Annotated in this window: 17 protein-coding genes, 1 tRNA gene and 1 pseudogene; 13 read left to right on the forward strand and 6 right to left on the reverse strand. The window is 73.3% G+C overall.

The genetic code is table 11. The features are described from left to right. Positions 1-195 precede the first annotated feature (195 nt). The 7 genes from I003_RS0105780 (at position 196) to I003_RS35925 (ending at position 10,999) form a co-directional block, all read left to right on the forward strand. Positions 196-3,555: an MFS transporter gene (locus I003_RS0105780; RefSeq protein ID WP_027770644.1), complete on the forward strand. Its 3,360-nt coding sequence runs from the start codon at positions 196-198 to the stop codon at positions 3,553-3,555. Beyond that, a complete protein-coding gene (locus tag I003_RS0105785) occupies positions 3,552-5,300 on the forward strand; it encodes an ABC transporter ATP-binding protein (protein ID WP_027770645.1) in 1,749 nt (582 codons plus the stop codon). The genes I003_RS0105780 and I003_RS0105785 overlap by 4 nt, the downstream gene beginning before the upstream one ends. 168 nt (positions 5,301-5,468) lie before the next feature. Beyond that, a complete protein-coding gene (locus I003_RS0105790; RefSeq protein WP_027770646.1) occupies positions 5,469-6,815 on the forward strand; it encodes a helix-turn-helix domain-containing protein in 1,347 nt (448 codons plus the stop codon). Positions 6,816-6,862: 47 nt separating this feature from the next. After that, entirely contained in the window at positions 6,863-7,672 is an 810-nt protein-coding gene (locus I003_RS0105795) for a toll/interleukin-1 receptor domain-containing protein (RefSeq protein WP_027770647.1), read from the forward strand. After that, positions 7,669-9,678, forward strand: coding sequence for an nSTAND3 domain-containing NTPase (locus I003_RS31550; protein WP_051368107.1), 2,010 nt, complete (start codon positions 7,669-7,671; stop codon positions 9,676-9,678). The genes I003_RS0105795 and I003_RS31550 overlap by 4 nt, the downstream gene beginning before the upstream one ends. Beyond that, positions 9,675-10,736 (forward strand): hypothetical protein, encoded by a 1,062-nt coding sequence (locus I003_RS0105805; protein WP_027770648.1) that lies wholly within the window; start codon positions 9,675-9,677, stop codon positions 10,734-10,736. The genes I003_RS31550 and I003_RS0105805 overlap by 4 nt, the downstream gene beginning before the upstream one ends. 125 nt (positions 10,737-10,861) lie before the next feature. Beyond that, positions 10,862-10,999, forward strand: coding sequence for a hypothetical protein (locus tag I003_RS35925; RefSeq protein ID WP_158688941.1), 138 nt, complete (start codon positions 10,862-10,864; stop codon positions 10,997-10,999). A gap of 142 nt (positions 11,000-11,141) precedes the next feature. On the opposite strand, the gene I003_RS0105810 is transcribed toward I003_RS35925, so the two are convergent. Both I003_RS0105810 and I003_RS36725 read right to left on the reverse strand, forming a co-directional pair. Beyond that, positions 11,142-12,197, reverse strand: coding sequence for an SDR family NAD(P)-dependent oxidoreductase (locus I003_RS0105810; RefSeq protein ID WP_027770649.1), 1,056 nt, complete (start codon positions 12,195-12,197; stop codon positions 11,142-11,144). A 112-nt stretch (positions 12,198-12,309) separates the two neighbouring features. After that, positions 12,310-12,579 carry a hypothetical protein gene (locus I003_RS36725; RefSeq protein ID WP_486584102.1) on the reverse strand — a complete coding sequence of 90 codons (270 nt, stop codon included), beginning with the start codon at positions 12,577-12,579 and terminating at the stop codon, positions 12,310-12,312. 485 nt (positions 12,580-13,064) lie between these two features. On the opposite strand from I003_RS36725, the gene I003_RS0105825 reads away from it, so the two are divergent. From I003_RS0105825 to I003_RS0105835, 3 genes are all read left to right on the forward strand, one after another. Beyond that, a complete protein-coding gene (locus I003_RS0105825) occupies positions 13,065-13,649 on the forward strand; it encodes a TetR/AcrR family transcriptional regulator (protein ID WP_027770651.1) in 585 nt (194 codons plus the stop codon). 458 nt (positions 13,650-14,107) lie between these two features. Continuing rightward, positions 14,108-14,347 carry a hypothetical protein gene (locus I003_RS0105830; RefSeq protein WP_027770652.1) on the forward strand — a complete coding sequence of 80 codons (240 nt, stop codon included), beginning with the start codon at positions 14,108-14,110 and terminating at the stop codon, positions 14,345-14,347. Positions 14,348-14,373: 26 nt separating this feature from the next. Next, positions 14,374-16,470 (forward strand): hypothetical protein, encoded by a 2,097-nt coding sequence (locus I003_RS0105835; RefSeq protein ID WP_027770653.1) that lies wholly within the window; start codon positions 14,374-14,376, stop codon positions 16,468-16,470. Between the two features lie 105 nt (positions 16,471-16,575). Here I003_RS0105835 and I003_RS0105840 read toward each other — a convergent pair. Both I003_RS0105840 and I003_RS0105845 read right to left on the reverse strand, forming a co-directional pair. Next, positions 16,576-16,651, reverse strand: a tRNA-Arg gene (locus I003_RS0105840). 89 nt (positions 16,652-16,740) lie between these two features. Next, the gene (locus I003_RS0105845; protein ID WP_027770654.1) at positions 16,741-17,601 is read right to left on the reverse strand and encodes a peptidoglycan recognition protein family protein; all 861 of its coding nucleotides are present in this window, start codon (positions 17,599-17,601) and stop codon (positions 16,741-16,743) included. Positions 17,602-17,825: 224 nt separating this feature from the next. Between I003_RS0105845 and I003_RS0105850 the strand changes: the two genes are divergently transcribed. From I003_RS0105850 to I003_RS0105855, 3 genes and pseudogenes are all read left to right on the forward strand, one after another. After that, positions 17,826-19,982 carry a DUF6351 family protein gene (locus I003_RS0105850; protein ID WP_027770655.1) on the forward strand — a complete coding sequence of 719 codons (2,157 nt, stop codon included), beginning with the start codon at positions 17,826-17,828 and terminating at the stop codon, positions 19,980-19,982. A 113-nt stretch (positions 19,983-20,095) separates the two neighbouring features. Beyond that, positions 20,096-20,203: pseudogene (locus I003_RS36730) on the forward strand (DUF2510 domain-containing protein); the annotation flags it as partial. 198 nt (positions 20,204-20,401) lie between these two features. Further along, on the forward strand, positions 20,402-21,226 hold the full coding sequence (locus tag I003_RS0105855; protein ID WP_027770656.1) for a hypothetical protein: 825 nt from the start codon (positions 20,402-20,404) through the stop codon (positions 21,224-21,226). A 90-nt stretch (positions 21,227-21,316) separates the two neighbouring features. Here the strand turns inward: I003_RS0105855 and I003_RS0105860 are convergent, their stop codons facing one another. Both I003_RS0105860 and I003_RS0105865 read right to left on the reverse strand, forming a co-directional pair. After that, positions 21,317-23,227 carry an AMP-dependent synthetase/ligase gene (locus I003_RS0105860; RefSeq protein WP_027770657.1) on the reverse strand — a complete coding sequence of 637 codons (1,911 nt, stop codon included), beginning with the start codon at positions 23,225-23,227 and terminating at the stop codon, positions 21,317-21,319. A 25-nt stretch (positions 23,228-23,252) separates the two neighbouring features. Further along, complete coding sequence (locus I003_RS0105865; protein ID WP_051368108.1) at positions 23,253-24,593, reverse strand: acetyl-CoA C-acetyltransferase; 1,341 nt, start codon at positions 24,591-24,593, stop codon at positions 23,253-23,255. Positions 24,594-24,654 lie beyond the last annotated feature (61 nt).

The raw sequence follows: 24,654 nt of genomic DNA on the forward strand, positions 1-24,654 counted from the left end.
TGCCGGGGAAATCGCCCCAGGTCAGCGACCACTCCGGCGGGTTGTCGGAGGGATGGGGTACTTTAGGAACGTGTTCCGGAACATGTTCCGGAAGTCGGACGGGGCACGGGAGGACTCATGACGGGGGAGCAGGCGGGGGCGGCGGGCCGGGAACGGGCGGCGGGCGGCTCCGGGAGCAGGGCGGAGGCAGGGCTCGTGCTCGCCACGGCTGCGGTGGCGCAGTTCCTGGTGTCGCTGGACCTCTCGGTGGTGAACGTGGGGCTGCCGGAGATCGGCTCCGCTCTCGGCTTCGGCGAGGTGGGTCTGACGTGGGTCATCCACGCGTATGCGCTCACCTTCGGCGGACTGCTTCTGCTCGGCGGCAAGGCCGCCGACCGGTACGGGCCCAGGCGAATGCTGCTCATCGGCCTCGGCCTGTTCGGCGTCGCCTCGCTCCTCGGCGGCCTCGCCACCGAGCCCGGCCACCTGGTTGCGGCGCGGGCCGCCCAGGGCGTCGGCGCCGCGGCTCTCGCCCCGGCGGGGCTGGCGCTGCTGACGGCGACGTTCCCGGGAGGGCGGGCGCGGGTCCGGGCGTTCGGAGTCTGGAGCGCGATGAACGCCGCGGGCGGCGCGCTGGGGGTGCTGATCGGCGGCGTGCTCACTCAGTACGCGGGCTGGCGCTGGGTGATGTTCGTGAACGTGCCGATGGTGCTGATCGCGCTGGCCATGACCTGGCGTGGCGTCGCGGCCGGCGGGTCACGGGGGCTCGCCGGCGGCGGGGAGCGTGGCGCAGAGCGGGGCCGTCCCGATGTGCTCGGGGGAGTGCTGGCGACGGGCGGGATGTCGCTGCTGGTCTTCGGCATCGTCCGTACCGACCGGCACGCGTGGACCTCCGCCGTCACGGTCACGACGCTGGCCGTGGCCCTCGCGCTGCTGACCGCGTTCGTCCTGGTCGAGCGGAACACCGGGCGCGATCCGTTGGTGCGGCTCGGCCTGCTCGCCAACCGCGCGGTGCTCGGCGCGATCACGTACACGCTGGTGATCGGTGGGGCGATGGCCTCGTCGTTCTACTTCATGTCGCTCTATCTGCAGCGGGTGCTGGGGACCGGGCCGGCGCAGACGGGCCTGCAGTTCCTGCCGTTCGCCCTCGGGGTGGTCGCCGGCTCGGTGCTCGCGGTGAAGCTCGGCTACCGGTGTGCGCCGAGGCATCTGCTCGCCGGGGGCGGGCTGCTGACGGCGGCGGGCTTCGCCTGGTTCGGCCTCGTCGACGCGGACGGTTCGTACGCGGCGGACGTTCTCGGGCCGTCGATCCTGGCGAGTGTCGGCTTCGGCCTCGTCCTCGGCCCGCTGGTCAGCGTCGCCACCGGCGGCGTCGCCGCCCACGAGGCGGGCATGGCCTCCGGCCTGCTCAACAGTGCCCGCCAGTTGGGCGCGGCACTGGGCCTGGCGGCCCTCGGCACCGTGGCCCACGACCGCACGGGAGAGGCCCGGACGCCGGAGGCCCTCAGCGCCGGGTACGCGCTGGGGCTGACGCTGTGCGCGGCGCTGCTGGTGGTGGCGGTCCTGATCGCCGCCACGGTGCTGCCGCGCCGCGCGGAGGGGGACCCTCCGCGCGGCGACGCGAACGGGACGCGGCCGGAGGACGGCGCGGTCGGCACAGAGCACCCCCCGTCGCCGCCGGACGCCCACGCGACGCAACCGCACGCCAGCGCGTCGCCCGTCTCTTCCCGCACGGTCTCCGGGCTTGTCCGGCCTCACCTCCGCGGGTTCGCCGCCGTCGTTCTCTTCCAGGTCGTCGGTGCCCTCGCCGGCCTCGTGCCGCTGCTCGCCGTCGTCGAACTGGGCCGTGCGCTGCTGGCCGCCGGTCCCGTCGACCGTGACCGCGTCTGGACCGTCGTCGCCGTGGGCGCCGCCGGGCTGTTCGTGCGGCTGCTGTTCACGGCCGCGTCGTCCGGCGCCGGGCATCTCCTCGACGGCCGGGTGCAGTTGACGTTCCGGCGCCGGCTGGCCGCCCGCCTGGGCAACGTGCCCATCGGCTGGTTCTCCCGGCGCCGCACCGGTGAGCTGGCCAAGGTGCTCCGGGAGGACGTGGGCGCGATGCACCCGCTCATCGCGCACGCGCCCAGCGAGCTGGTCTCCGCCTTCGTCGTACCGGGCGTCTCCCTGGCGTACCTCATCACCGTCGACTGGCGGCTCACGCTCGTCACGCTCATCCCGGTGGTCCTCGCCCTCGCGCACGTTCCGCTGTTCATGGCCCCCGCGCGGGTGCGCGACCAGGAGGAGTTCGACGCGGCCATGGGCCGGATCTCCAGCGCGTCCGTCGAGTTCGTGCAGGGGATCGCCGAGGTCAAGGCGTTCGGCGGCGGTGATCGCGCGCACCGCGCGTTCCGTTCCGCCGCCGACGACTTCGCCGACGTCTTCCAGCGGATGGTCCACGGCCTCTCGCCGATCGGGGCCGGCATGCAGGTGGCGCTGTCGCCGCCGTTCGTGCTGCTGGTCGTGCTCGTCGGCGGTACCTCCATGATCACGGCCGGTGCCCTGGCCCCCGCCGACCTCCTGCCGTTCCTCCTCCTCGGCCTCGGCCTCACCGCCCCCGTCGCCGCCCTCGGCCACGGCTTCGACGACCTGCAGGGCGCCCGCCGCGCCGTCGCGCGCATCCGGGACGTCCTCGACGTGGACCCGCTGCCGCAGCCCGCGCGCCCGCTCACGCCGCGGGGCCACCGCGTCGAGCTGCGCGGCGTCCACTTCGGCTACGGGCCGGAGCGTGACGTGCTGCGCGGGATCGACCTGGTCCTCGAACCGGGCAGCGTCACCGCGGTCGTCGGCCCGTCGGGCAGCGGGAAATCCACTCTGGTCCAGTTGCTGCCGCGGTTCTTCGACCCCGGCCGGGGCGCGGTCCTCCTCGGCGGCGTCGACCTCCGCGACATGGCCGGCGCCGACCTGTACCGCGCGGTCTCGTTCGTCTTCCAGGACGTCCGCCTGCTGCGCGCCTCCGTCGCCGACAACATCGCCCTCGCCGTACCGCAGGCGAGCAGGGAGGACGTCATCGGTGCCGCCCGCCGGGCGCACGTCCACGACCGGATCCTCGAACTGCCCCGCGGCTACGACACGGTGATCGGCCAGGAGGCGGAGCTGTCCGGCGGCGAGGCACAGCGTCTCTCCCTCGCCCGCGCCCTGCTCGCACGCACCCCCGTCCTCGTGCTCGACGAGGCGACCTCCTTCGCCGACCCGCAGACGGAACTCGCGGTGCGCCGCACCCTCGCGACTCCCGCAGGCGACGACAGGACGACGCTGGTCATCGCCCACCGCCTGGAGACCGTCGCCGAGGCCGACACCGTCGTGCTGCTCGCGGACGGGGCGATCGCGGAACAGGGCAGCCCGGCGGAGCTGCTGGCCCGAGGAGGTGCGTTCGCCGAGTTCTGGCGTACGCACCGGTCCGCGGCGGCAGACGCCGGTGAGCCCCGGCCCGAGACCCCGCCCGGCCCCGGCGCCCCGCCCGCCGCCGGACCCGCACCCACCCCCGCAAGGGCGACGGCCGGCCGCGGTGCCGTCCGGGAAGGAGACGAGCCCCGATGATCCGCACCCTGCTGCGGGTGCTGGGACACCGGCACGCCCGCCCGATGCTCGGGACCCTCGTGCTCATGCTGGCGACGGCGGTCGTGGAGGGGCTGTCCTACGCGCTGCTGGTCCCCGTGCTGCGCGCACTCTTCGGCAGTTCGCCCGAGGACGCCTGGCCCTGGCTGATCGCCTACGGCGCCGTCTTCGCGGTCTACGGCGTGCTGCGGTTCGCCGGGGACCTCGCCGGCTTCCGCGTCGGCGTCGAACTGCTGCGCGGGCTGTACCACCGGCTCGGTGACCACCTCGCCCGGCTGCCCGTCGGCTGGTACAGCCCGGGCCGCGTCGGCGAGGTCTCCGCCCTCGCCGGCCAGGGGGTGCTCCAGGCCATGAGCGTCATCGCGCACCTGCTGGCCCCGTCCGTCTCCGCCGCCGTGACCCCGCTGACGATCGTCGCCGTCATGCTCGTCTTCGACTGGCAGTTGGGACTCGCCGCGCTGGCCGCCGTCCCGGTGGTCGCCGCCGTGCAGGTCTGGACGAGCCGGTCGATGGCCGCCGCCGACGAGGAGCGCGCCGCCCGCGAACAGGAGGCCGCCGGCCGCGTCATCGAATACCTTCAGGCCCAGCCCGTGCTGCGCGCCGGCGGCAGGTCCGCCGAGCGGTTCCGGCTGCTGGACGACTCCCTGCACGACGTGCAGCGCGCCTCCCGCCGCACCACCCTGTCCGTGCTGCCGGGCGCCCTGGGCCTGGCACTCACGGTGCAGGCGCTCTTCACCGTCCTCCTCGCTCTCGGCGCCTACCTCGCACTCGACGGCGACATCGGCGCGGCCGACGTGCTGGCCCTCCTCGTTCTCGCCGCCCGCTGCGCGGACCCGCTGCTGTCCCTGTCGGACGTGGCGGGCAAGTTCCGCGCCGCGCACACCGTGGTGACGGGACTCGACAGGGTCCTGCGCACCGAGCCCCTCCCCGAAGCCTCCGACCCGGCCGAGCCTGCCGGTCACGCCCTGGAGTTCGACGCGGTCCGTTTCCGCCACGGCGACCGTACGGTCCTGGACGGCGTGTCTTTGACCGTCGCCGAAGGCGAACGCCTCGCGGTCGTCGGCCCGTCCGGCGCGGGCAAGAGCACCCTGCTGCACCTCCTCACCCGCTTCTACGACGTCGACGGGGGCGCCGTCCGCATCGGCGGCCAGGACGTCCGCGCGATCGCCACCGAGACCCTGATGTCCAAGATCGCCATCGTCTTCCAGCACGTGTACCTCTTCGACGGCACCATCGAGGACAACGTCCGCCTCGGCCGCCCCGACGCCACCCACGCCGAGGTCTGCGCCGCCGCCACCGCCGCCCGCCTCGACGAGGTGGTCGACCGCCTTCCCGGCGGCTGGGCGACCGGCGTCGGCGAGGGCGGCACCGCGCTCTCCGGCGGCGAACGCCAGCGCGTGGCGATCGCCCGCGCGCTGCTGAAGGACGCCCCCGTCGTCCTGCTGGACGAAGTCACCTCGGCGCTCGACCCTCTGAACGAGGCGGCGGTCCACCAGGGCATCGAACGCCTCATGGCCGGGCGCACGGTCGTCATCGTGGCCCACCGCATGCGCACGGTCCGCAGCGCCGACCGCATCGTCTTCCTCGACGCCGGGCGCATAGCCGAGGAGGGCACCCACGACACCCTCCTGGCCCGCAACGGCCCCTACGCCGCCTTCCACCACGCTGCCGGCACCCCAGCCGGCAACAAACCCCACCCCCCGGCCCCCGCCCCCACGGCCCCCTGACGATTGGCGCGGGGACACCCTCGACAGCCGAGGAGACCTATTCGTTCACTCTCCGTATGGGAAACGGGAAACAACCACATTCGCCTTGTTCCGCCCGAGTCCGGTGCCGCAGGCTGACTGATGCCGGCGATCGACGGCCGCGTGAGCGGTCCGGTCACGGGAGGCCGGATGCCTGAGCGCACCCACTGGTTCGGGCCCGAACTTCGCAGGCAGCGCCTGGCGGCAGGGCTCACGCTCGACCGGCTCGCCGCGCTGGTGCACTACAGCAAGGGCTATCTGAGCAAGGTCGAGACCGGGCAGAAGAGTCCCACGCCCGAGCTCGCCCGGTGGTGCGACACCGCGCTCGGCGCGGGTGGCGCGCTCGCCGGTCTCGTCCCCGAGCGCGCCGCGTCCCCCCGGCGCTCTCCTGCGAACCATGACGGTGAGGTGTGGTCGTTGCGCATGCACAAAGACGGTTCGAACCGGTTCGAGTCGACGGCGGGCCGGCGCGCCGCCGCGGCCGGCGCCGGCCTCGACGCCGCCGCGGTCTTCGCGCACGACACCGGCCGCGAAGCCGCCCCCGCCTTTGCGCTCGACGCCCGTGGGATACGTGCGTCCGCCGACGCCGGGGGGACGACCCTGGTCGAGGCGTCCCGCGCGATGTTCTCCCAGTTCCGCCGCCTCGGCCAGACGGCCGGCCCTGCGCTCCTGCTGCCCGCGCTGATCGCCCAGACGCACACAACCGAGCAGCTCGCCCTGCGCTGCGGCCCGCGCACCCGCCGCGAACTTCTGGTCCTGTCCGCCCGGTTCGCCGAGTACACCGGCTGGATGGCCCAGGAGTCCGGCGACGACGAGGCCGCCCTGTGGTGGACCGACCGGGCCGTGGCACTGGCGGAGGCCGGCGACGACCGCCACCTGGCGGCGTACGGTCTGGTCCGGCGGGCCCTCGTCAGCCTGCTCCGCGGCGAGGTGGCGCGGGCCGTCGACCTCGCCGGGCAGGCCCGCAACAGGGACGCTCCGCCCCGTATCCGCGGCCTCGCCGCCCAGCACGAGGCTCAGGGCCACGCGCTCGACGGCAACTACAGCGCGTCCATGCACAGCCTCGACCGGGCCCGCGAACTCCTCGCCCTCGATGGGCCTGACCCCGCGGAGCCGGTCGTCGGCGCCTCCCATGTCGCGGACGTGGTGTCGCTGTACACCGGCTGGTGCCTGTACCACCTCGGCCGCCCCCAGCGCGCCGCCGACTACCTCGCCCGGGAGACGGCCCGCATGCCACCCCACGCGTTACGCAGCCGCACCCGCTCCGGCGTCCGGCTGGCCCTCGCGCACGCGGCGTCCGGCCAGGTCGAGCACGCCTGCGACCTCCTGCGTCCCCTCCTCGGCCACGCCGCCCTCGTCCACTCCGCCACCATCGCCGCCGACCTCCGCCGCACGGCCCGCATCCTGGGCCGCCACCCGCGCAACGCCGCCGTACGGGAGCTGAGCCCTGACCTCACCGCGGCCCTGACCGCCACCGCGCCACGTACCACCCGCTGACCCACACCACCCGTTCCACCACCACAGGTACGAAAGGACACCCCGCCATGCCCGAAATCTTCATCAACTACCGCACGAGCGATGGCAAGGACGCCGCCTACGCGATCTACCACGAGCTGACCCGCCGCTTCGGCGACGGCATGGTCTTCCTCGCCGCCCAGTCCATCCCCCCGGGCGAGAACTACAACGACGCCCTGACCAAGGGCGTCCGCCGCAGCAGCGTCCTGCTGGCGCTGATCGGCGCCGGCTGGACCGACACCGTCCACCCCGCCCGGCCGGGCACCAGGGCGCTCGACCACGAGGACGACTGGGTGCGCCGCGAGATCGAGGAGGCCTTCGCCTACGGCGTCGCCGTCATGCCCGTCCTCGTCGGCCGCAGCACCGAGCAGCTCGACCCTGCCCGGCTGCCGGAGAGCATCGTCGCGCTGGCGGACTGCCAGTACATGCGCTTCACGTTACGCACCGCCCGCCACGACCTTGCGCTCATCGGCGACCAACTCGCCAAGCAGGTTCCCCAACTCGCCGCCGCCGACCGCGGCAGCGATCCCGCCGCCGCCTCGGCGGAGCCCTCCGCGGACGCCGTGCCCGGGTCCGACGACGCCGCCCGCGGCATGCACAACACCGGCCAGAGCGGCGGCATCGGCAACATCAGCGGCCGTATCGGCACCGTCGTCGGCGAGGCGAACGCCCCGTTCCACACCGGCTCCGGCGACCAGATCAACGGAGACCGGATCGACGGCGACCAGATCAACGGCCCCCAGGTCAGCGGCGACGGCAACATCGTCGGCGGCAGTGACCACGGCGGCATCGACCAGAACTTCGGCCCCGCGCGCCGCCGCCGGGAGAACGACCGATGACGGACTTCGGCACCTTCGTCTCCCAGGCGTACGCCCCGTTCCACAGCGGTCCGGGCGACCAGTACGTCTTCATCGCGGAGATGGCCGAGGCGTCCCAGCGCCTCGGCACCCACGGCGAGGACCGGCGGGCCATCGCCGAGCGGCAACTCCATTTCCTCTACCAGCGCTTCGTTCCGCCCCGGCGGCTCGGCGAGGCGCGCGGTCTGCTGCGCGACAACCGCACCGTCGTCCTCTCCGGAGAACCGGGCGTGGGACGCCGCTCCGCAGCGCAGATGCTGCTGTACGAACGGACCACCGCCGACGCCGGCATCCACGAGGTCGACCCGGAAGACGGCGAGGAGGGACGGGCGACGCTCGACCGTCGGGCCGTCGCCGAGGGCGACCGTCTGCTGCTCGACCTCTCCGGCTGGGAGGCGACCCGGTTCCTCGGATTCCAGAGGGAGTTGTCCGCCTTCCGCGCCGTCGTCGAGGAGCGCCACGCGCGGCTCGTCGTCGTGCTCTCCCCGCACCTCGACGGCTCCCTGACCGCGGAGTTGCAGCGGCTCTCGGTGCACCTGGGCCGGCCGCGCGCTGACCACGTGCTGCTGCGCCACCTGCGCCGGGAAGGCATCACGCCGTCACCGTCCGCACTCGCGGCGCCCGCTCTCGCCCGCTTCCTCGCCGCCGCCCCGATGCGCGACGTCGCGCGGCTCGCAGATCTCATCCGACGTTCCCGGGACGACTCGCCCGACCGATCCTTTGGTACCTGGTGGCCCGACCGGCTGGCGCAGCTTGCGGAAGACGACCCGCGTGATCCCGAGTTCATCAGCGGGCTGGCCGACGGACGGCAGCGGGCGCTGGTACTGACCGTCGCGATGTTCCACGGCTCCGCCCCGGACACCGTCTTCCACGCCGTGACCGCACTGCTGGCGGCGCTCGGCCATCCCGAGGACGAACGCCCCCGCCTGGACCGGGCCGATCTCAACGCGGAGCTGAGCAACCTCGGTTGCGTCGCGGGTAGCGGCGGCCGGGTGCGCTTCACGGAGCCCGGCCGCGTCCGAGCGGTGCTCACCCACTTCTGGTCGTACTTCCCCGACCTGCGGCCCCAGTTCCGTACCTGGGTCGCGCACTGCGTCCGGAGCATGCGGCTGGACCCCGAGGAACGGGACCGGCTCATCGGCAACTTCGCCGAGCAGTCGCTACGCACCGGCCATCCCGGGGAACTGGTCGCACTCGCCCGCGAGTGGACCCCCGAGGGAACGGGTGGGTGCATGCCAGACGCCGTGCAGGCGCTGGCGGCCGGGCTGCGCCACGATATCCAGGGCCGCGCCGTACGGCAGCAGATCCTCATTCAACTGAGGAAAGAGAGCCTGTCCCGGGCGTACCGAATGGCACTGACCCTCGTCTGTTCCGACGTCATCGCCGTGACCCATCCGGACGAGGCGCTGGTCCGGCTGCACTACCTGGCGCGCGCCGAGGACGACGGCCCCCGCCGCCCCGCGCTCGACGCCCTGCTCAGCCTGGCGACCAGCGAACCCCGCCTCTGCGCCCTGCTGCTCTCCCGCCTCACCGCCTACGGCATGGGCCCCGCCGGCTTCCGGCGGCCGTCCGAGGCCCGCATCTTCCTCGCTCTCGCCGACGCGGCGGCCCGGTACCCGGCCCTGTGCGCCGACCCCTCTGCCCGAGGGCGGCTGACCGAGTGCTGGGCCACCGTGTTCGCGCACCGCCCGTACGAGGAGTGGATGCCGCACGCCCGTTCCTGGCTGGAGGCCGTCCTGACCGCGGGAGCGGACCGCGAGGCGCTGCTCACGACGCTGGCCACCGCCGCGGCCCCGTTCCCCACGGCCGCGGGCCGGACGTACCTCCTCTCACAACATTGGGCGCTTGAGCCCGGCACCGATCGCGCCCGGCGCCGCGACGTGGCCGAGCACTACCGCCGATGCCTCGACATCTCCCAGGGCATCGGCGGTAGGCCCGTCGCAGACCCGCCCTCCGACCGCGACGACCGCCCGGAGGCCGCCCGATGAGTTCCGGTCACCGCACCCTGACGGTCTTCCTCACCGTCATCTGCCTGCTTGTCCTCACCATCGCCGGCCTCGCCACCGACTGGCCCCGCTGGTACTGGCCCGCCCTTGGTGCCACAGCGCTGACCGGTGCCGTCGCCGCCGCCCGGGCGGGCGCCGCCCGCGGCGACCGGATCCTGCCCGAAGCAACCCTGGAGCCCGACCTCCCGATACCTCCCCCGCCGCGTCAGGAGCACCGCGTCACGAACGTCGCGCTGCCCAGCGCCATGCCCGACTACGATTTCCTCTTCTCCGCCACCGTGCGCTGGATCCCGCAGGAGTGCGGGACCCCGCACTTCGACCCCTGCGGCCTCGCGGTGCATGCCGTTCTGCTGCGCGCCCGGGAGTTCGCCGCCCGGCAGTCACCGCGGTCGCCCGCCATGGCGCAGCACCAGCTCAACGGCGTACTGAGCGTCATGGAACCGGATGCCTCGGGCCGTGTGCTGGCCATGGCCAAGGACGTCGGCCTTGTTCTGTCCGACTCCGACCGGGAGCGCCTGAGCAAGCTGTCGGACGTACGCAAGGACGAGGACGTCTGGGAGCACGAGCGCAACTACGAGCGGAACAAGCGCATGTATCTCTCCGACGACGTGCTCAAGGATCCCGGCAGTGCGGTCGTCTGGTGGCTCGCGCGCAACGGCGAGCAGGTGGAGGGCACGGTGGAGCGCATCGGGCTGCTGGCGCAGCTCTCCGCCGCGGCCAACAACAGCGAGGTGGCTCCGCCCTTCCGCGACCTGCTGGAGGCGCGGGAGCAGGAGCCCGTGACGGAGGAGGCACCGCAGCCGGAACACGCGCCGGGGCCGGAGGAGGCGGTCGTGCCACCGGAGGAGTGGGTGGCCGAGCAGATGATGCGGTGGCTCGGGTTCAACAGCGACGATCCCGAGATGGTCCATCTGGCGGCGCGTGTGGCCGAGGGCGTACGGGCAACGGGAAGAAAGGACGAGGCGGACAAGTTCCTCCGAGTCTTCGCAGCGCCAGAGCCGCCGCCCGACGAGGACGGTTCCTTCCCGCACGCGGGCTGAACACACCGTGACAGCAGGGCGCTCCCTATAGCCTCGCGCCCCATGCCCGACAGGGGGAGGGTCGCGCTGGTGCCGTCCGTGTGCGCCGGCGCCAATGCCGGTGCGCCCGCGCTTCGTTGCGCGGCGTGCGATCAGATGCTTCGACACCCCTCGGGGCGTCAGCAGGCACCGCCACCGCGGACGAGTGTGCGGCCGCCGTCGGCACGCTGTGCCCCGAGGGCGCGCTGCTGCCCCACCAGGCCGCGTCCGAGAAGCGCTGCTGACCGCCCGGGGTCCTCGGGGGCGTACGCCGGGCGGCCGTACGCCGACGGGCCGCGGTCCCGTCGGCGTATCCGCATCCGGCCAGGCGTACCTCCGACGACTACCGGGTGCCGCAAGCCGGGGTGGCGCCGGCCGGGCGCGGGTTCACCCCCTGGCGGACGCCGTTCCGAAGGTGTCGATGCCCGTCAGCTCCGCCGACAGCGCCCACAGCCGGGCGGCCTGGTCCGGGTCGGTGGCGTAGTCGCGTACCCCCGAGTGCATCTCCTGCCCGCGGTCGGGGTCGGTCAGCTCGGCGATGTCGCAGTCCTCGCAGTAGACGCCGCCGAGGCCGTCCAGTTGCGGTGAGGTCGCCGCCCAGACCTGGGTGGCGGCGCCCTGCTCGATGGACTTGAATGCGCCGCTGAGGTTGCCCTCCTCGTCGATCCAGCCCTGCGCGATCTGCTCCTCGCGCGGAACGTGGCGGGCGAGTTCGGTGAGAATCTCTCCGGGGTGGACGCTGAAGGCGCGTACGCCGTGATCCCGGCCGAGGGCGTCGAGATGGACGGCGAAGAGCGCATCGGCGGTCTTCGACTGGCCGTAGGCCAGCCACTTGTCGTACGGCTCGGCGCGGAAATGCGGGTCGTCCCAGCGGATGCCGGAGAGGTGGTGGCCGCGGGAGGACAGGGCGACGACGCGGGCGCCGCCGCCGCGGACCAGGGCGGGGCGGAGGTGGTTGGTGAGGGCGTAGTGGCCGAGGTGGTTGATGGCGAACTGCCCCTCCCAGCCGTCCGGGCCGACGCGGGTCTCGGGGGTGGCCATGACGCCGGCGTTGTTGATGAGGATGTCGAGGGAGCGGCCGGAGGCGAGGAACCGGTCGGCGAACCCGCGGACGCTGTCCAGGTCGGCGAGGTCCATCTCCTCGACCTCGACACCGGCCCCGGCCCCGCCCCCGTTTCCGGCACCGGCCCGGCCACCGCCGGAGCCGGCGCCCGTCAGCCCGGCGACCGCCTCCTCGGCGACGTCGCGCCGCCTGGCCGGTACGACGACGCGGGCCCCGGCCCCGACGAAGGCGCGGGTCGTCTCCAGTCCCAGGCCGACGTAGCCGCCGGTGACGACGGCGAGCCGGCCGCTCAGATCGACGCCCCGCAGGACGTCGGCGGTGGTGCTCCGGGCATTGAATCCGGAGCCGATGTGGTGCTGCGGAGTGGTCGTGTGCGTCATGTCTCGGACGCTACGACTTAGAGGGCGCTCCACCGCAAACGCGACACGGTCGGAGGGCCGGTCTCGCCCCCGACGGCCTCCTCTGGCCCCCGGGGAGGCGGACCGGGGGGCCTCAGGGCCCGTCGGTCCCCGGCGGCGCGACCTGCTGGTCCGTCTCCTGCGCCGGGAAGGAGTGGTCCCGGTCGTCGTCCTCGGCCATCGCGGCGCCCGCGGAGACCCCGAGGGCGCCGTCCGCGATCACGAGGCCGGCGACCAGCCGGGCCCACTGGGCGCGCAGCCGCGAGCGGGGTGTGGACAGCACGGCGTCGATGCCGGACTCCAGGCCGCCCAGCGAGGCCGCCGTCGTGAGGAAGTCGGGAAAGTAGCCCCGCGGCGGCATCACCGGCCGCAGCATCCGCAGCGCGGACCGGCCGCGGGTGCACTCCCGCGTACGCCAGGCGCGCAGCGCGGGACCCGGCTCCGTTCGGTGAGCTGATGCACGCTGAGAACGGTCTCCCCCAGCGGGTCCGGACCGTCGGCGATCCGGGTGCGCGCCAGGTCGGCGGCGGTGACATGCACGCGCAGCACAGGCCCTCCGCCGTGTCGTGTCCCGTCTGGCGGGCACGTCCCCGTTTCCCGGTCCTTCCTGCGCCGGGAGATCCCGGCGGTGCGTGGCGGACCCGGACCCCCGTCCCGGGTCCGCCGGCACCGACGGTGCGGAACGGCCGGGGAACGACCGTTCTCCGGGGAGAGTAGTCTGGAGAACGGTCGTTCTCAAGCGGCCGGACACTGCCGCGACAAGATCGGGACAGCGCCGGTACGTTGTGGACGACGCAGCGGTGCGACGGGCGGCACGCCGGCGTACGGCCGGCGGAACGGAGCGGGGACATGGACGACGCGGACAACGAGGCCGCCCGGCAGCGCGTACTCGAAGCCGCTGACCGGCTCTTCTACGCCCACGGCATCCGCGCGGTCGGCATGGACCGGATCCGCGACGCCGCCGGCGTCTCCCTCAAGCGGCTGTACGGCTGCTACGCCTCCAAGGACAAGCTGGTCGAGGCGTACCTGCGGCGACGCGACCGCTGGGTGCGCGGGGAACTGGCCGACTTCGTCGCCAAGGAGACCACCGGTCTGCCGCGGGAGCGGGCGCTGGCGGTCTTCTCCTGGCTGGAGTGGTGGTTCGGCGAACCGGACTTCCGCGGCTGCCCGTTCACGAACGCCTTCAACGAGGTCGGCGCGGACAGCCCCGGCGCCGCCGCCGCGGTCCGCGACCACCAGCTCGCCGTCAGCACGTACCTCCGCGGCCTGATCGCCGCCACCGGGGTCCCGGACCCGGACACGGTCACGAACCGCTTCCTGGTCCTGTACTCCGGCTCCCTCACGTTCGCCGCCATCTCCGGCAGCACCGCCCCGGCGAGATACGCGCGCGAGACCGCGGCGGCGATCCTGCCCGAGGACACCACGCGCGGCTGAGCCGGCCGGCGGCGCCGGGAACGCGCCGCCGGACCCGGGCCGGCCGCAAGCCGCCGCATGACCGGCTTGACGTCGCGGTCGTCTGGAGGTCAACGGAAGAAAACAGAGGATGACACCATCCGGGCACTTCTCATCCATTTTCTGTCATGTGATGTATCGCCCCGAGTGCGCTGCCAGGGTGTACGCGGATGCTGCGCCCTATGCAGCCTGACTCCCGTCAGCCCGTCCCGGAACCCCGGGCGGCTGCGAACCTCCCCATGCCGGATCGCCCCATGCGTCACCGGGCGGACCGCGCGCCGGCGGTTCATCGGGACGACGGACCTGAGGGGCGGTCATGACGCACTTGCCGCCGCTCCGGCGGACCGTGTCGGTCGTGGCGGCGACCGGCCTCACGTAGTGCGAGACCGCTGCCCACTTCCCACCAGGGCAAGCGGAGATCCACTACGTCGAGGAGAGACATGACCGCGTCGCCGGCCGGCCAGCAGGAGCCCGGCATCAACATTCCCTTCAGTCACATCCACGAGCGGCTGCTCGCCGCCGAGGGCAAGGTGCAGGAGATGGCCTCCCGGGCCGCCGAACTCGAGCGGTCCAACCGTGACCTGGAAGCCCGGATGCGCTCCGTCGAACGCGTGCTCTGGGGGCTGGGCGGATCTCTGACGCTGGTGAGCGCCCTCCTGCTCTACGTGCTGGGCAGTTAGCTCCGGGTCAGGCGAGGAGTATGCACATGAGCACAGACGCAGAAGGGCCGTACCCTTCTCCCCCGACACCCGACTGGCAGGCCCGGTGGATCGACGCCGTGCTCGCCGAGGAGGGCGCCAACGTCCCCCGGGGCGCCCTGGAGAACATCGCTCCGTTCATCGTCTGGCCGAAGGGGTCGCTGACCAGGGGGGAGCACGGCGTACGCAGGCTACGGGCCGGTATCGCCCGGAGGATCAGAGCCGAGGCCGGCGACCTGCTCGTCATGGACGTACGGATGCACGGCGTCGGGGGCGTGGTCTGGGAACACAACGAACGGATCAGCTCCACCTGGCGGTCCGTCGCCGACCCCGCCTCCGCGGGCGAGCACACACGGCAGCCCCTGGTGCGCCCGTGGATCCGGAGCACCGAGGACGGCCGCGAGGTGACGTTCTCCGCGCTGGAGAGCACCGCCCCCGACCGCCGGTCGCTCGTCGCCAGGGTCGAGCGTGCGGCCGCGGAACTCGAGAACCGCGACGGCCACCGCTCCTACGACCTCAAGGAGGACCTGGTCCTCAACGGCCAGCAGGAGCCCTGCCTCTACGTCCCCCAGCAGACCCGCCTCACAGAACCACCGCCCGAGCACCCCGACGGCCGGCCGCTCCATCCGGGCGCGTACTGGGGCTGGATGGCCGTCCGCGGCAACAACCGCACCTGGCGGCGACAGGAACTCTTCGACGTCTCCTCGGCCGAGGTGCTCACAGGAGTGCCGTTCAAGAAGCTGGCCGAGGAGGGCGGGGACATCTCCCTGAACCCCGCCTACTGGCTCAAGGCCCTCTCCCGCCGGCTCAACCAGGAGTACGCGGAGGCCGTGGCGCAGGGCCACGACGACGCACCGGCCGTCCGCGCCTCCCGGGTCGCCGAGGTCACGGCCCAGTTGGTCATCGGCTGCCCCGAGCCGCAACGCCTCTACCGCATCGTGCAGGGCAGCAACCGCCGTGAACACATCCACCCGCCACTGGAGTTCGCGCCGAACGACCGCAGCCGCGCGCTGGGCCGCACCGTGCTCGGCGTCTATGTCGCCGACGGCATCATGGACGAGCTGACGGCCGATGTGCTCTCCGGCACCACCCCCGTCCGTGCGCTGCCCGGGGTGGCGTCCGACGCCTCGGTGTCCGAGCTCCGCGATCTCCGGTCGATGCTGCTCCTCACCCACCTGTTTCCGACCAAGGAGCCGCAGCGCAGGCTGATCCGGCGGGCCCTGAGCGAAGGCATGCCGTCCCAACTGACCAGCCGGGAGGTCCGCCTTCGCGCCCGCGCCTGGTCCGCCATGACCTCGGAGTCGTACCCCGCTGCCTGGAACCCGCGCATCGCGGAGACCTTCAAGGTGACGGACGCACGCAAGGGGTTCTCACCCTCCCCGCGCCGGCTCCCCGAACTCCTCGACGCCGCGGACACCGACGACCACGCCTTCGAAGAACTGATCGCCTTCCGCGCCGCGCACTGGCTGGCGGCCTTCGACATCATCGACGCCGACCGCGGCTCCCTCACCGGCCAGAAAACCGACGACGACGACGGCACCAGAGCCGAACGCGTCCGGCGTACGGTCGGTAACAGCCTGAACGCCCTGCGCAAGCACCGCAGGAGGGCCGTCGGTCTGCTCCGTGAGATCGCCCTGGCGATGGATGAGCAGGATCGCAGGCCCAGGAAGATCGACGACCAGGGGAATCCGTACGAGGGGACCGCCACCAGGGCGTGGTTCAACCGGACCTTCCCCAAGGAGGACGGAACACGGAGCTACAAGCCCCGCGGTGAGGACGCCGCGGCGGCCCCCGCGCCTCTCCCCGGCACGATCCCCGCCGTGGGGCGCACCGACCCGACCCGTGTCGCTCAGGTGGAGGAGACCCCGGCCCAGACCGTCGTGCGGCTCGCCGAAGACCTCGGCAAGGGCGTCGGCGATGTGAAAGCTCTCGCCAGGGACCTCAACGACCTCGTCGCCCAGCTCAACGACCAGGCGAGGGAGGCGGGCATGGACCATCCCCTCAGCCGCGACCAGGCCGAGGCCGCAGCCCTGGACCTCACGTACTCCCTCGGGGTGCTCCGCGAGCTTCCGGAGCAGATCCACTCGATGGCCAGGCCCGACTGACCTGTGCGGCGGCGCGCCCAGGCGCCGCCACCCGCGTGCGCCCGCCGCAGCGGGAGCCAGGCGTGTCCGGAGCCGCACGGACCTGCGGATCCACGCATCGCAGTGTGGTGCCCCCGGCAGGATTCGAACCTGCGACACCCGCTTTAGGAGAGCGGTGCTCTATCCCCTGAGCTACGGAGGCCCGGTAGTCGGCCTGGGGACAGGTTAGCGGATCACCCGGATGCGCGGGGCGCTCGGCCGGGGGGTGCGTTCGGTGGGGGCGCTGGGTGGTCAGCGGTCCGGGTGTCGTGCCGGGTCCTTGGGGTTCCGCGGGTGTTCGCGGTGCTGTTGGATGACCGCCTTCGCCCTGCTCTGCAGGCGGGTCGCCTCCTTACGGAGGGTGGGCACCGCCTGCATGAGTGCTTCTCCCGGGCAGTTCGTCTCGTACCCGTCAATATGGCCGAAGACCGTCGGCAACCGGACCGAGGAGTCCTTCGGAAACCTGCTGCTGTTGTCCGTCGAGACGAGCCGGGCCTGGTCGGCCGGGGTGGTTCCGGTGAGGCCCAGTTTCCAGGCGGTGAGGGCGGCGAGGGAGTGCCGCAGCGGCTTCGGTACGGGCGCGCCCTCGGTGTAGGTGCCTATCGCGGCGATGCCGGTCGTGCCCCGGTTGAGGCCGATGGTGTGGGCCCCGACCACCGGGCGGTCCACGCCGCCCTGGCGGCCCTCGTAGATCCTGCCGCACTTGTCGACCAGGAAGTTGTAGCCGATGTCGCCCCAGTCCCTGGCGACGGCGTGGGTGCGGTACATGTCGCGTATGAGGTGCGGGCTGTCCGAGCAGTCGTAGTCGTTGGAGTGGCCCGTGTGGTGGAGGACCACGGCGTGTACGGCGTCCGCGTAGCGGGGTTTCTGGTCGAGGAGGCGCGGGTCGGCGCCCCATTGTTCGCGGGTGATGACCGGGGGCTCCAGCACGTCGGCCAGGGTGAGAGGGGCAGCCGGGGCGTGCGGGGGGCCTGGGGCGGGGGTCGGAAGGGCTCGGATGGGCAGGGTGCCGGCGAGGGCCAGGGTGGTCAGCCCGGCCGCGATCGCGGCTCCGGCTCCGGTGGCCGTCCAGCGCTGGCGCCGGTGTATGCCAGAACCTCGCGCTCTTCTCATATCCGTCCAAGGTGAGGGTTCCCCTCCCGTCCCGCCCGTCGGACTGCTCTGAACGGGGGTGCACGTTCCGTGACGCCCCTGTACGGATACGCCGTGGCGGCTTCCTGCCCCGGTCCTGGTGCCCGGGGTGCCGGAGGGGTGCGTCTGCCGGGTGGTGTCTTTCGCCGTTCGAATTGAACGCGTACGGTCAAGTTGTACGCCGCAACGAACCGGAGGACCCCTGCATGCGCCCACGCCGTGCTCTGCTCGTCCCCCTTTCCGCCGCGCTCGCCGCCCTCCTCGCCCTCCCCCTCACCGCGCAGGCCGCCCCCCGGGCCGCGTCCGCGCCCCTCGACGTCGACGTGCTCTCGGGCCGCCCTGGCACCGTGACCGGCGGCGACGCGCTGCTCCGGGTCGAAGCCCCCGACACCGGCGACGTGCGGATCCGGCTCAACGGGCGGGACGTCACCCCGCTCTTCGCCCCCGCCGGCCCCGGCGCCCTCACCGGCGTCGTCGACGGCATACGCGACGGGCGCAACACCGTCACCGCCACCGCCCCCGGCCACCGGGAGGCCCGGCTCACGCTCACCGGCCACCCCGCGCAGGGCCCCGTCTTCTCCGGTCCGCACCAGCAGCCCTTCGTCTGCGAGACCGGCGCCTTCCGGCTGCCCGTGATCGGCGGCACCCTCGGCGACCCCCTCGACGCCGACTGCTCCGCCGAGACCCGCGTCGACTACTTCTACCGGAACACCGCCGGCGCCTACACCGCCTGGCCCGCCGGCGCCACCGACTACCCCGACGACCTCGGCCGGACCACCACCTCCACCGGCCGCACCGTGCCGTTCATCGTGCGCATGGAGACCGGCACGGCCAACCGCGGCATCTACCAGTCCACGATCCTCCACGACCCCCTCGCCGAGCCCGCCCCCGATCCCCGCACCCGCCCCGCGGGCTGGAACGGCCGTGCCGTCTACACCCTCGGCGGCGGCTGCATCGGCGGCTGGTACCGGCAGGGCAGCACCACCGGCGGCGTCACCGACGCCTTCATGCTCGGCCGCGGGTACGCCGTCATGTCGTCGTCCCTGAACGTCTTCGGCGTCAACTGCCACGACCTCACCGCCGCCGAGACCGCCATGATGGTCAAGGAGCGGTTCACCGAGGCGTACGGGCCGGTCGACCACACCATCGGCTTCGGCTGCTCCGGCGGTTCGTACCAGGCGTACCAGATCGTCGACAACTACCCCGGCATCCTCGACGGCATCCTGCCCGCCTGCTCCTTCCCCGACGTCGGCTTCGCGATGACGAACCGCGTCACCGACACCCGCCTGCTCACCGAGTACTTCGCCGGCGACACCGACCTGGCGTGGACCGAGGAGCAGAAGCGCGCCGTCACCGGCTTCGCCTCGTACGCCGTCGCCACCGGCACCCAGGGCGACGCCGCGCGCATCGACCCGCAGGGCAACTGCGGCGCCCTGCCGGAGGAGTTGCAGTACGACCCGGAGACCAACCCCGGCGGCGCGCGCTGCGACCTCTACGACCACGCCCTCAACGTCTACGGCCCCGACCCGCGCACCGGCTTCGCCCGCCGCCCGCTCGACAACGTCGGCGTGCAGTACGGCCTCGGTGCCCTCGCGGCCGGGACGATCGACAAGCAGCAGTTCCTGGAGCTGAACGCGCGCATCGGCGGCTACGACCACGATGCCCGTATCGTCGACGCCCGTACCACCGCCGACCCGGTCGCGACCCGCACCGCGTACCGCACCGGGCGGCTCACCAACGGCGGCGGCGGCCTCAAGGACGTGCCGATCATCGAGTACCGGGCGTACGTCGACGACGCCCCCCGCGGCGACACCCACCTGCGCTACTACTCCCTGTCCATGCGCAAGCGCCTGGAGAAGGCCAACGGCACCGCGGCCAACATGGTCAGCCTCATGGAGGACGGCCGCTACGGCGGCCAGAGCACGGCGAGCCCGCTGGTCCGCCACTCCCTCACGATGATGGACCGCTGGCTCACCGGCCTCGCCGCCGACACCTCCGCGGCCCCGCGTATCGACAAGATCGTGGCGGCGAAGCCCGCGGAGCTGCGGGAGGGGTGCAACACCCGCGACGCCGAACCCCGGTTCGTCGCCGAGACGCTGGACCGCGATCCGGACAGCACCTGCGAGCGGCTCTACCCGTCGCACTCCTTCCCGCGCGAGGTCGCGGGCGAGGACATCGCCACGGACGTGATCAAGTGCCGTACGGAGCCGCCGCGGCGGGACACGTACGCGAAGGAGTACGGCGTGACGTGGACGGACGCCGAGTGGCGGCGCCTGCTGACCGTCTTCGACCGGGGCGTGTGCGACTACTCCCGGCCGGGGGTGGGACAGCAGGGGCTGGCGGGAACCTGGCTCTCCTTCTGACCGCTTCCGTCCGGATCCCTCATCTGAGGGTCTGCGCAGTTGGACGGGCAAAAGGCTCAGAAGGCTCTCATCCGGTTCTCAGGGAGCCTCGGTAGCCTGCATCCATGAGTGGAATGGCACCTGCAGGGTGGTATCCCGACCCGGACCGGAGCGACGAGAAGTCGCCGAGGGAGCGGAGGTGGGACGGTGAAGGCTGGACGGACGAGGTCAGGCCCGCTGCTGTCGCCCCAGATGTCCCTGCGCAGAGTCCCGTGGCGGGCACCGGGCCCGCCGTGCAGGACGCTCCGCCCGGCGGCGGGCCGGAGGCGCCCACGGAAGTCATATCCGGCGGCCACGCGGAACCCCTCGGTCCCGAGGGGCCGTACGGCAGGAAGCGCTGGACGGGCAAGCGCCCGCTCGCGCTCGGCATCGCCATCGGCGTGGCCGCCGCGGCGCTCGTCGGCGGCGGCGTCGCCGGCGGGTACGCGCTGTGGGGCGGCGACGACGGCGACGAGGCCGGCGGCGGTGGCCCCGTGGTCTACGGGCCGGACGGCGAGCGCCGCTCACCCGGCCCCGGTGAAGGGCCCGACGGCGGCTCGGGCGGCGGGCCCGGCCAGTCGCCCGATCCGCAGGACCCGGAGGGCGGCGACCGGGATCCCGGCGCCCCCGAGGGCGGGCAGCCGCCGAGGGAGATCCCCACCGAGGACGGCTTCGCCACCGACCTGGCCAGCGGCATCAAGATCCCGGTGCCGGACGGCTGGAAGGGGCAGTCCGGGCAGATCGGCGCCTCGGTGTCGGTGGGCGAGTACAAGTGCCCGACGTCGCCGAAGGACACCTGCGTACGCGGCGGGGTGAACTCCGCGCCCGCCCTCGCCCTGGGCATCGGCGCGACCAGCCCGAAGAGCATCGCCGAGAAGGACATCGAGCCCAACGCGGAGGCGTCCTACGGCGAGGAGGCGTACGGGGGCATCACCTCGCACGAAGAGGTGGAGTCCGGCGAGGTCGAGGTCGCCGGCGAGAAGGGCTACCTGGTGCGCTGGAAGGTCGTGACGAAGGAGGGCGACGACGGCTACGTGCAGTCGCTGGCGTTCCCGTCCCCGGCGAACCCGGACACGCTGGTCCTCGTCCGCGCCGGTTTCGACATCGGCGACGAGGCGCCCGCGCTGGATGAGCTGGAGGAGATCACGGACGGCATCGAGGAGTCCGAGGGCGGCGCGGGCCTGCCCGGCGGAGGCGGCCGGCCGGCGAGCTACGCGCGGCACTGAGCGCGCGGCGGTGACCGGGCGGGGGACCGGGCGGGGCGGCACCGAGCCGCCCCGCCAGTCCCCTTCCGCCGGTGCCGGAGGCCCCGCCGCTCACCCCTCGTACAGCCCCTCGATCTCCGCCGCGTACGCCTTCTCCACCGCATGCCGCTTCACCTTCAGCGACGGCGTCAGCATCCCGTTCTCCTCCGTGAACTCCCCGTCCACGATGACGAACCTGCGGATCGACTCCGCCCGCGACACCGCCTCGTTCGCGTAGTCCACCGCCCGCTGCACCTCCGCCCGCAGCGCCGGGTCGTCCCGCAGCTCCGCCGCCGGCGTGTCCCGGGGCCGCTTCCGTACCGCCAGCCAGTGCGCCACGGCCTCCGGCTCCAGCGTCACCAGCGCCGCCACGTACGGCCGTTTGTCGCCCACGACCAGCACCTGCCCCACCGGCGGCCGGCTGCGCAGCCGGTCCTCCAGCACCGCGGGCGAGACGTTCTTGCCGCCCGTGGTGATGAGGAGGTCCTTCTTCCGCCCGGTGATCGTCAGATAGCCGTCCTCGTCCAGGGCGCCGAGGTCACCGGTCGCGAACCAGCCGTCCGCCAGCACCTCCCCGGTCGCCTCCGCGTTGCGCCAGTACTCCCCGAAGACGATGCCGCCCCTGACCAGCACCTCCCCGTCGTCCGCGATGCGGACCGCCGTCCCCGGCAGCGGCCGGCCCACCGTGCCGGGGCGGGGGCTCAGCGGCGGGGTGATGGTGGCGGCCGCGGTGGTCTCGGTGAGGCCGTAGCCCTCGTAGATGACGACGCCCGCGGCGTAGAAGAAGAGGTTGAGGTCGCGGTCGAGCGGGGAGCCGCCGCTGATGGCGTAGTTGAGCCTGCCGCCCAGCTCCTTGCGGATGCGCCGGTAGACCAGCAGTTCGTACAGGCCCCAGGCCAGGGAGAGCCCGAACCCGGGGCCCTTGCCGGTGCCGAGGAAGCGGTTCAGGTGGGCCTCGCCGTAGCGCACCCCGATGCGGTGCGCACGGTCGAACGACGAGCCGCGGCCGAGCTTTTCCGCCATCTCCCGGCCGGTGTCGCGGATCTTCTCGAAGAGATACGGGACGCCGACGAGGAACGTCGGCTGGAAGACCTTGAACTCCGGGCGCAGCTCGTCGGGTTTGATCGAGGGCCAGTGGCCGATCTCGATCCGCGCGGACAGGCAGGCGATCTGGATCGTCCGGCCGAGGATGTGCGCCAGCGGCAGGAAGAGGAGCGTCGACGCCGTCTGCCCGGTGACCTCCTTGAAGATCGGGTGCAGCAGTTCGACGCTGTTGGCGGCCTCGGCGTACAGGTTGCCGTGGGTGAGGACGCAGCCCTTGGGGCGGCCGGTGGTGCCGGAGGTGTAGCAGAGGGTGGCGATGGTGCCGGGGGTGAGGGCGGCGCGGCGCTTGGCGATCTCGTCGTCGGGTACGTCCCGGCCGCCCTCCTTCAGCTCGTCGAGGCCGCCGGCGTCGAGCTGCCAGATACGCGCCTCGCCGGAGACGCCGCGTACCGTCTGCTCGTTGGCGGCGGTCTCGGTGACGACGAACCGGGTGCCGGAGTCGCGCAGGATCCATTCCACCTGGTCGGCCGAGGAGGTCGCGTAGACCGGGACGGACTGGCCGCCGGCCGCCCAGACGGCGAAGTCCAGCACGCACCACTCGTACCGGGTACGGGACATGATCGCGACCCGCCCGCCGGGTTCCAGCCCGGCGGCGACGAGGCCCTTGGCCACCGCCGTCACCTCGTCGGCGAACGCCGCGGCGGTGACCGGGACCCAGCGGCCCCCGGTCTTGCGGCGGACGACCGCGGCGCCGGGGTCCTCCGCGGCGTTGGTGTAGGGGATCTCGGCGACGGCGCTGCCCCGGGCGGCGGGCGGCGCGGCAAGCGGCGGGACGGCGGCTTCGCGGACGACGCCGTTGCCGGTGCGTACGTCGACGGGGGTGCGCTCGGCGAGATCCGAGCGCTTCCGCGCGGTCCTGAGGTCCTTTCGTACGCCCACGATCGCTCCTTCGGGTAGCGGAGGTTCAGGCTTCGAGCAGCGCCGTGACGCCCTGGCCGCCGGCGGCGCAGAGGGAGATCAGCCCGCGGACGGGCGCGGTGCCGCCGGACGGGCGCTCCGCCGCCCGCTCGTGCAGCAGTTTCGCCAGCGTCGCGACGATCCGCCCGCCGGTCGCGGCGAAGGGGTGCCCGGCGGCGAGCGAGGAGCCGGTGACGTTCAGCCGCTCCCGGTCGATTGTGCCCAGCGGCGCGTCGAGGCCCAGGCGCTCCTTGCAGAACACCGGGTCCTCCCACGCGGCGAGCGTGGCGAGCACCTGGGAGGCGAACGCCTCGTGGATCTCGTACAGATCGAGGTCCGCCAGGCGCAGTCCGGCGTCCGCGAGCAGCCTGGGCACGGCGTACGCGGGCGCCATCAGCAGCCCGTCCGGGCCGCCGGCGAAGTCGACCGCGCCGGTGCGCGCGTGCGTGAGGTACGCCAGGACCGGCAGGTCGCGCGCGGCGGCCCACTCCTCGCTCGCCAGCAGCACGGTGGCCGCGCCGTCGGTGAGCGGGGTGGAGTTGCCGGCGGTCATGGTGGCGTCCGGGTCCGCGGTGCCGAACACCGGCTTCAGCCGGGCCAGTCGCTCCGGTGTCGAGTCCGGGCGCAGGTTCTCGTCGCGGTCGAGACCGCGGAAGGGCGTGAGCAGGTCGGCGAAGAAGCCCGCGTCGTACGCGGCGGCCAGCCGGCGGTGGCTGGTGGCGGCGAGCCGGTCCTGCGCGGCGCGCGTGATCCCCCACTCGCGGGCGGTGCGCGCGGCGTGCTCACCCATGGAGAGCCCGGTGCGGGGCTCGGCGTTGCGCGGGATGTCGGGGACGACGTGGCGCGGGCGGAGCCCGGCGAGGGCGGCGGCGCGCCTGCCGAGGGACTTCTGCCGCCGGGCGTGGAGCAGCACGCGGCGCAGGCCGTCGTTGAGGCCCAGGGGCGCGTCGCTCGCGGTGTCGACGCCGCCGGCGACGCCCGCGTCGATCTGGCCGAGCGCGATCTTGTTGGCGACTTGGAGCACGGCCTGCAGGCCGGTGCCGCACGCCTGCTGGACGTCGTACGCGGGGGTGCGGTGGTCGAGCCTGCTGCCGAGGACGACCTCGCGGGCGAGGTTGAAGTCGCGGCTGTGCTTGAGCACGGCGCCGGCGGCGAACTCGTCGAGCAGCGCGCCGTGCAGCCCGTACCGCTCGATGAGGCCGTCGAGGGCGGCGGAGAGCATCTCCTGGTTGGACGCGGTGGCGTAGGCGCCGTCCGCGCGGGCGAAGGGCAGCCGGTTGCCGCCGACGATCGCGACGCGTCGCGCGCCTGTGCCGGTATGCCCGCCCGTTGCCGAAGGTGTCGTCATGGCCGCGCTCCCTCCTCGCCTGCCCGCGGTTCTTGTGCCGCGGGGGTCTCGTTCCTACGCT

This window comes from Streptomyces sp. CNQ329 (genome assembly GCF_000482585.1).

Coding starts and splice junctions, on each gene's coding strand:
- I003_RS0105785 (WP_027770645.1), top strand. CDS start 3,552: ATGATCCGCACCCTGCTGCGGGTGCTGGGACACCGGCACGCCCGCCCG.
- I003_RS0105790 (WP_027770646.1), top strand. CDS start 5,469: ATGCCTGAGCGCACCCACTGGTTCGGGCCCGAACTTCGCAGGCAGCGC.
- I003_RS0105795 (WP_027770647.1), top strand. CDS start 6,863: ATGCCCGAAATCTTCATCAACTACCGCACGAGCGATGGCAAGGACGCC.
- I003_RS31550 (WP_051368107.1), top strand. CDS start 7,669: ATGACGGACTTCGGCACCTTCGTCTCCCAGGCGTACGCCCCGTTCCAC.
- I003_RS0105805 (WP_027770648.1), top strand. CDS start 9,675: ATGAGTTCCGGTCACCGCACCCTGACGGTCTTCCTCACCGTCATCTGC.
- I003_RS0105810 (WP_027770649.1), bottom strand. CDS start 12,197: ATGACGCACACGACCACTCCGCAGCACCACATCGGCTCCGGATTCAAT.
- I003_RS0105825 (WP_027770651.1), top strand. CDS start 13,065: ATGGACGACGCGGACAACGAGGCCGCCCGGCAGCGCGTACTCGAAGCC.
- I003_RS0105830 (WP_027770652.1), top strand. CDS start 14,108: ATGACCGCGTCGCCGGCCGGCCAGCAGGAGCCCGGCATCAACATTCCC.
- I003_RS0105835 (WP_027770653.1), top strand. CDS start 14,374: ATGAGCACAGACGCAGAAGGGCCGTACCCTTCTCCCCCGACACCCGAC.
- I003_RS0105845 (WP_027770654.1), bottom strand. CDS start 17,601: ATGAGAAGAGCGCGAGGTTCTGGCATACACCGGCGCCAGCGCTGGACG.
- I003_RS0105850 (WP_027770655.1), top strand. CDS start 17,826: ATGCGCCCACGCCGTGCTCTGCTCGTCCCCCTTTCCGCCGCGCTCGCC.
- I003_RS0105865 (WP_051368108.1), bottom strand. CDS start 24,593: ATGACGACACCTTCGGCAACGGGCGGGCATACCGGCACAGGCGCGCGA.